This is a genomic window from Streptomyces sp. AC627_RSS907, assembly GCF_019049165.1.
This window is the reverse complement of record NZ_JAGMUE010000201.1, coordinates 43,169-49,886: the sequence shown is the minus strand read 5'-3', so window position 1 is coordinate 49,886 and position 6,718 is coordinate 43,169. Positions and strand designations below refer to the sequence as shown.

General features: G+C 75.3%; 3 protein-coding genes. All 3 read right to left on the bottom strand.

What is annotated here, in order from left to right; translation table 11 throughout:
- Positions 1-104: 104 nt before the first annotated feature.
- The 3 genes from cobT to KUM32_RS31675 all read right to left on the bottom strand — a co-directional run bounded on the left by cobT (position 105) and on the right by KUM32_RS31675 (position 6,602).
- A complete protein-coding gene (cobT, locus tag KUM32_RS31685; protein WP_217145400.1) occupies positions 105-4,226 on the bottom strand; it encodes a nicotinate-nucleotide--dimethylbenzimidazole phosphoribosyltransferase in 4,122 nt (1,373 codons plus the stop codon).
- 392 nt (positions 4,227-4,618) lie between these two features.
- Positions 4,619-5,845 carry a precorrin-6y C5,15-methyltransferase (decarboxylating) subunit CbiE gene (cbiE, locus tag KUM32_RS31680; protein ID WP_217145399.1) on the bottom strand — a complete coding sequence of 409 codons (1,227 nt, stop codon included), beginning with the start codon at positions 5,843-5,845 and terminating at the stop codon, positions 4,619-4,621.
- Positions 5,846-5,963: 118 nt separating this feature from the next.
- A complete protein-coding gene (locus tag KUM32_RS31675) occupies positions 5,964-6,602 on the bottom strand; it encodes a GNAT family N-acetyltransferase (RefSeq protein WP_217145398.1) in 639 nt (212 codons plus the stop codon).
- Positions 6,603-6,718 lie beyond the last annotated feature (116 nt).

Genomic DNA, 6,718 nt, shown 5'->3' with positions numbered 1-6,718 from the left:
CGGGGGGGTGTGTGGGTGCGGCGTCCGGCGGGAGCGGCGTGCGGCGGGGGTGGGGCGGCGGCGACGGATCGTCCGCCGTGGCGCCTGCCACCCCCGCCGTGGGGCTACTTCTCGGTGACCCCCGCCGAGTCGAACGTCGCCACCTCGTGCATCGCCCGCGCGGTGCTCTGCACCATCGGCAGCGCCAGCAGCGCGCCGGTGCCCTCGCCCAGGCGGAGGTCGAGGTCGACCAGAGGGCGCAGACCCAGCTTGTTGAGCGCGGCGACATGGCCGGGCTCGGCGCTGCGGTGACCGGCGATGCAGGCCGCGAGGACCTCCGGCGCGATCGCACGGGCCACCAGGGCGGCGGCACCCGCGCTGACGCCGTCCAGGATCACCGGCGTACGCAGCGACGCGCCGCCCAGCAGCAGGCCGACCATGGCCGCGTGCTCGAAGCCGCCGATCGCGGCGAGGACGCCGATGGGGTCGGCCGGGTCGGGCTGGTGGAGTTCGAGGGCGCGGCGGACGACCTCGGTCTTGCGGGCCAGCGTCTCGTCGTTGATGCCGGTGCCGCGACCGGTGACCTCGGCGGGGTCGGCGCCCGTGAAGACGGAGATCAGGGCGGCGGACGCGGTGGTGTTCGCGATGCCCATCTCGCCGGTGAGCAGGGCCTTGTTGCCGGCGGCCACGAGGTCGCGGGCGGTCTCGATGCCGACCTCGATGGCCTGCTTGGCCTCCTCGCGGGTCATCGCGGGGCCGGTGGTCATGTCGGACGTGCCCGCGCGGATCTTGCGGGGCAGCAGGCCGGGCGTGGCGGGCAGGTCGGCGGCGACGCCGACGTCCACGACGCAGACCTCGGCGCCGACCTGGGTGGCGAAGGCGTTGCAGACCGCTCCCCCGCCCAGGAAGTTGGCCACCATCTGCGCGGTGACCTCCTGCGGCCAGGGGGTCACGCCCTGGGCGTGCACACCGTGGTCGCCGGCGAAGACCGCGACGGCCGCGGGCTCCGGGATCGGCGGCGGGCACTGGCGGGACAGGCCGGACAGCTGGGCGGAGATGATCTCCAGCATGCCGAGCGCGCCGGCCGGCTTGGTCATGCGCTTCTGCCGCTCCCAGGCCTCGCCGAGCGCTTTGGCGTCCAGCGGGCGGATCTGCGCGACGGTTTCGGCGAGCAGGTCGTGCGGCGCCTCGCCGGGCAGGGCGCGGCGGCCGTACGTCTCCTCGTGCACGACCCAGGACAGGGGCCGGCGCTTGGACCAGCCGGCCTGCATCAGCTCGGGCTCGTCCGGGAACTCGTCGACGTACCCGACGCACAGGTACGCGACGACGTCCAGGTGTTCGGGCAGACCGAGGGCGCGGACCATCTCCCGCTCGTCGAAGAAGCTGACCCAGCCGACGCCGAGGCCCTCGGCGCGGGCGGCGAGCCAGAAGTTCTCGACGGCGAGCGCGGAGGAGTACGGCGCCATCTGCGGCTGGGTGTGCCGGCCGAGGGTGTGCCGGCCGCCGCGGGTCGGGTCGGCGGTGACGACGACGTTGACCGGGGTTTCGAGGATGGCCTCGACCTTCAGTTCCTTGAACTGCTTGGCCCGGCCCTTGGGGAGTGACTTCGCGTAGGCCTCGCGCTGACGCATCGCCAGTTCGTGCATGGTGCGGCGGGTGTCGGCGGAGCGGATGACCACGAAGTCCCAGGGCTGCGAGTGGCCGACGGACGGCGCGGTGTGGGCGGCCTCGAGGACGCGGAGCAGCACCTCGTGCGGGATGGGGTCGCTGCGGAAGCCGTTGCGGATGTCACGGCGCTCACGCATGACCTTCAGGACGGCCTCGCGTTCGGCGTCGTCGTAGCCGGGGGCCGCGGGGCCGGTGGACTGTCGTGCCTGTGCCACTGCGGCCGTGCTCACGTCGTGCGGTTCTTCCTGCTCTTCACGGACTTCCCGGGGTGCCTGGTCCGTCGGCTCCGCGTCGCCCTGCGGGTCGGCGCCCCGGGTGTCGAGGTCGTCGGCGCTCTGGACGAGTGCGGGCTCGGCCTCGCGCGGGGCGGGGGGCACGGCGGTCTGGTCCGGGGTCGGGGCGGCCTGGGCCTGTGGGGGGAGGACGAGGGCCTCGGGCGGAGTGGGTGCCAGGTGCGGGGTGGTGGGCACCTGGCCGCCGTCGACCGGCACGAACTGGCCGAGGGTGTCGTCGGTGTGGGGCTCCGGGGTGCCGGCGAGGTCCGCGGGCCGGGGGGCCGGCCCGGCGGGAGCGGCCGGCGCCGCGTCGCCCACGGCGGGCTCGGGCGTGCCATGGGCGACGTCCGCGTCGGGTGCGGCGGCGGCCATGAGGGACTGGGGGCCCTGCGCGGGCTGCGGGCCGTCCGCGTGCGGAACCGGCTGGGGCCCGGGCTCGGCCGCCGGGACAGGCTGAACGTCCTGCTGGGGCGCGGCGGCCTGCGGGTCGGGCCGCGAGTCGGGCTGGGGCTGCACGGCAGCGGTTTCCGGTGCGGGCTGCGTGCCCGGCTGGGGGGCGGCAGCGGCCTCCGGCACGGGCTGCGCGCCTGGCTGAGGCGTGGCAACGGCCTCCGGCACAGCAGCGGTTTCCGGTGCGGGCTGCGCACCCGGCTGAGGCGCGGCAACGACCTCCGGCGCAGGCTCCGAATCCGACTGAGGCGCGGCAGCCGCCTCCGGCACGGATTCCGAACCCGACTGAGGCACGGCAACCGCCGCCCGCGCAGGCTCCGAACCCGGCTGAGACACGGCAACCGCCTCCGGCACGGACTCCGAACCCGACTGAGGCACGGCAACCGCCGCCCGCGCAGGAGCCGGACCCGGCTGAGGCGGTACGTCCGCTTCCGGCACGGGCGTGGGCTGCTCGGCGGCGGCCGGTGCTTCGGGGGACGGGGCGGTTGCACCGGCCTCGGGCGCGGATGCGGCGGGTGCCTCGGCGTCGAGGTCCACGGGTGCTTCGGGGAACGGAACCTGCTGGGGCTCGGTCGCCCGGGCGGGCTCGGCGCCCCGGACGGGCTCGACGGCTTCGGCGTCCTGCGCGGTCCCGGAGGCGGGCGCCTCAGCGCCCTGGGCGGGCTCGACGCCTTCGGCGACCTGGACGGGCGCGGGCGCGGACGTCCCTGCGGTCCGGGCAGGCTCCGGCACGTGCGCCTCAGCGGCCTGGGCGGGCGCGGGCGCCTCGGTGGCCTCGGCCGACTGGGGTTCCTCCGACACAGGCTGTTCGGCGGCCTCTTGGGCGGGCCCGGGCTCGGACGTGGCCGTCTCCGGGACCGGCGCCGTCACAGCGTCGTCCACGGGGAGGGCGGCGGAGGCCGGGGCGGGCTCGGCGACCTGTCCCGCCTCCGGCTCGGGGACGGGCGGTACGGCGGAGGCCGGGGCGGGCTCGGGTCCGGCCACCGCCGCCGGTGCGGGCACCTCGTCCTCGGCGACCTCGGTCACTGCCACGGGCTCCGGCCCCTCGTCGCCGGTGTCCGGCGCCGCGGGGCCGTCCTGCGCCTCGTCAGCCGGCGCGGTGTCGGCGTCGCTGACCACGGCCTCGGCCGGGGCGTCGGCGGCCGGGAGTTCGCTCTCGCCCGGCTCGCCGGACGCGTCGGCACCCCCGGCCCGCGCAGCGACGGCCTCCGTCGCCACGCGGGTCACGAGCGCCTGGGCCGCGCCCACCGGCTCGGGCACCTGACCGGGCGCCTGGGCAGGCGTCGGAACAACCGTTTCCGCAGCCGTCGCCCCCGCGCTCGCCGGGGCCTGCGGCGCCGCCTGCGCGCCCCAGGGCGCCGCGCCCTGCGGAGGCGTCGCGGCGGCCTGCGGGACGTCGAGGTACTCGGGACCGGCGGTCGGCGGGCCGGCGGGCCGGGCCGGCATGTCGGCGGGGCCGCGGTCGGCGAGGGAACGGACCGGGCTGGCGGAGGTGTCGGGGATCGGCGGACCGAGGTGCAGGGGACGGCGCGGCGGAACCGGGGCGGACGCCGGCTCCGGCGCCGACGGCGGGTCGGGAAGGCGGACTCCGCCGAGGTCGACCGAGCCGCTGTCGCGGCCGGACAACTCGTGCGGACCCGGCTGGTGCACGGTCTCGACGACCGGCTCCGGCGCGGGTGGTGCGACCTCGTTGCCCCAGGCGCTCTGGGCTCCCGGCAGAAGCAGCAGGTCCTCGTCCTCGGCGGTGGTCTCGGAGAGGTAGGTGTACGCGCCGGGCGCGGTGACGCCCGGCTGCTCCACCATGCCTGCGTTCTCCGGCAGCCCCTCGCCCGGGATCTGGCCGGTGTCGGTCATGCGTAACCCCTCGCCCATCGGTTAGTGCTTCTACGACCACACCCGGGACGGCGCACCGACCGCCCCGTGGTGAAGAACGAGCGTGCGTGCCCAGCGGCACGAACGACCCGCCGGAAAAGACGACAAAGCCATTCAGTGGCATTGTCCCGGTCGTTCCCCCGTCACGACAGCTTGATCCGCGACGACCCGCTGTGGACTGCGCCACGTTGCGCGGCCCCCCGGTTCTGCCGTACCACACCCAGCCCGTAACAGGCGGTTTTTGCGGACATTGACCGACGAAACGCCGGGTGTCCGAGTGCGGTACAACAATCCGCCAGCCTACCCCGGGCGGTATGACAACCCGATCACGGGGCGCGGTCCGGGCGCCCCGCCCGCCGCCCGGCCACCGCCCGTCAACGAGGCGCTTCGCGCCGGAGGATTTCTCCGGTGAGCAGGAACGCGACGCTCCGCTCCGTCTCGGTCCAGGCCCGGGTGTCGAGTCCGACGGACTGCAGCAGGGCGCACTCGACCCGGTAGCCGTGCTCCGTCAGGTCCCTGCCGACGAGTTCGGCCGCGTCGCGGGTGGCCGCGTGTGCGACGATCCGCTGCGGACGCCGGTCGGCGACCGCGGAGACCACGGCCGCTCCCCCGCCGCCGACGCGGACGACGTCCGGTTCGGGGAGGTTCTCCAGGACGTGGGGGGCGGTGCCGCGCACGACCTGGAGCTGGACCCCGAAGTGCCGCGCGACGGCCTCGGTGCGGGCGCAGGCGTCCGGGTCGCGGTCGACCGCGAGGACGGCGGCGCCGGCGCGGGCCGCCTCGGTGGCGAAGGCGCCGCTGCCGCAGCCGATGTCCCACACGAGGTCGCCGAGGCGCGGTCCGAGCCGGGCGAGTTGGGCCGTGCGGAGCAGGTCGGTCTCGCCTTCGCCGAGTTCACCGCCGTACGCCTCGGCGGGCAGCGCCCAGCCGCGTGGTCCGGCGGCGGGGTCCCGGCCGGCGATCCAGCCGGTGCCGTCGGTCGCGGTGCCGGGGCTGACGGTCCCGCCGACGACGATGACGACGTTCGGGTCCCGCCAGGTGTGGTCGGCGGCCTTGTCGGAGGTGACGACGCTGACCTGTTCGCGGGCGGTGCCCAGTTCCTCGCAGATGACGAAGGTGCGGTGGACGCCCTCCATCAGCAGGCCCAGTTCGGCGGGGCCGGCACCCGGGGAGGTGAGGACCGCCACCTTGGTGTGGGCCCGGCACACGTTCACCGCGCGACGCAGGGTGCGCGGGTGGGCGACGACCACATGGGCGTCGTCCCAGGGCATACCGGCGCGGGCGAAGGCGGCGGCCACGGAGGAGACCGCCGGGACGACTTCGACCTCCAGGCCGTACTGGGGGGCGCGCAGGGTCCGTACGACTCCGAAGAAGCCGGGGTCGCCGTCGGCGAGGACGACCGTCGTGCCGCGGTGGGCGGCGATGCGGCGGGCGGCGAGGGCGACGCTGCCCAGGCGGATGCGTTCGGCGGCGGGGGGTACCTCGGGAAGTTCCAGGTGGTGGGCGGCGCCGGCCACCAGCGTGGCGGCGCCGAGAGCTGAGCGTGCCGCGGCGGTCAGCGGCGAACCGTCCCAGCCGATCACCGTGACCCGGTCGGCCATCGTCGTCAGTCTCCAGGTCTTTCGCAGGTCGTGTTCGCGGAACCGTTCGCGGGCGCGCCCCGTGAGGGTACCTGGTGCGGCCTGGGGGCGGGGTGGTGGTGCGACAGGTCCCGGTGGATCAGTTCCAGTCCGTGAAGCTGGTGAAACCGTCGCTGTCGGTCAGCTGTCCGGTCGCGCCCTCGAGGTCCTCGGGCAGCAGGCTCCACACGATGAAGTCGGTGCGTACGTCGGTCCAGACGCCGTCGTCGGTACGCACGCGCGCTATGCAGGCGTTGCGCAGGACGCCCTCGCTGATGCAGCCGATCTTCTGGGCGACCTGCTGGGAGGCCGTGTTGTCGGCCGCGGTACGCAGCTCGACGCGTTCGAACTTCTGGTCGCCGAAGAGCCACTGGGCGGTGGCGAGCGCCGCCTCGGAGGCGTAGCCCTCGCCCCGGGCCCAGGGGGCGGTTATGTACGACAGTTCGGTGGACCGTACGTGCCAGTTGGTCTTGCTCAGCTGGACGACGCCGACGAGCCGCTGGGTGAGGAACTCGGTGACGGCGAGGTCGAGTCCCCGTCCGGCGGTGCGTTCGGCGGGGGCGTGCTCACCGATCCAGGTGCGGGCGCCCTGCTCGGTGAAGGGCTGCGGGACGTGGGTCCAGGCGGCGACCTGCTCGTCGTTCATCATGGCGGTGAGGGCGGGGACGTCGTCCTCGTCGAGGGGGCGAAGCACCAACCGCTCCGTGCTGATGGAGATGTTGGGGAAGGTGCTCGTCATGCGCCGCTCCGTAACCTGTGAACCGTCAGGGCCTGTCGAACTGCCCAGCATGCAGCATGCGGGCACGCGACCACACCATGGGGTCCTCCCCCCACTGCGCGGCGGCGTGGACGGAG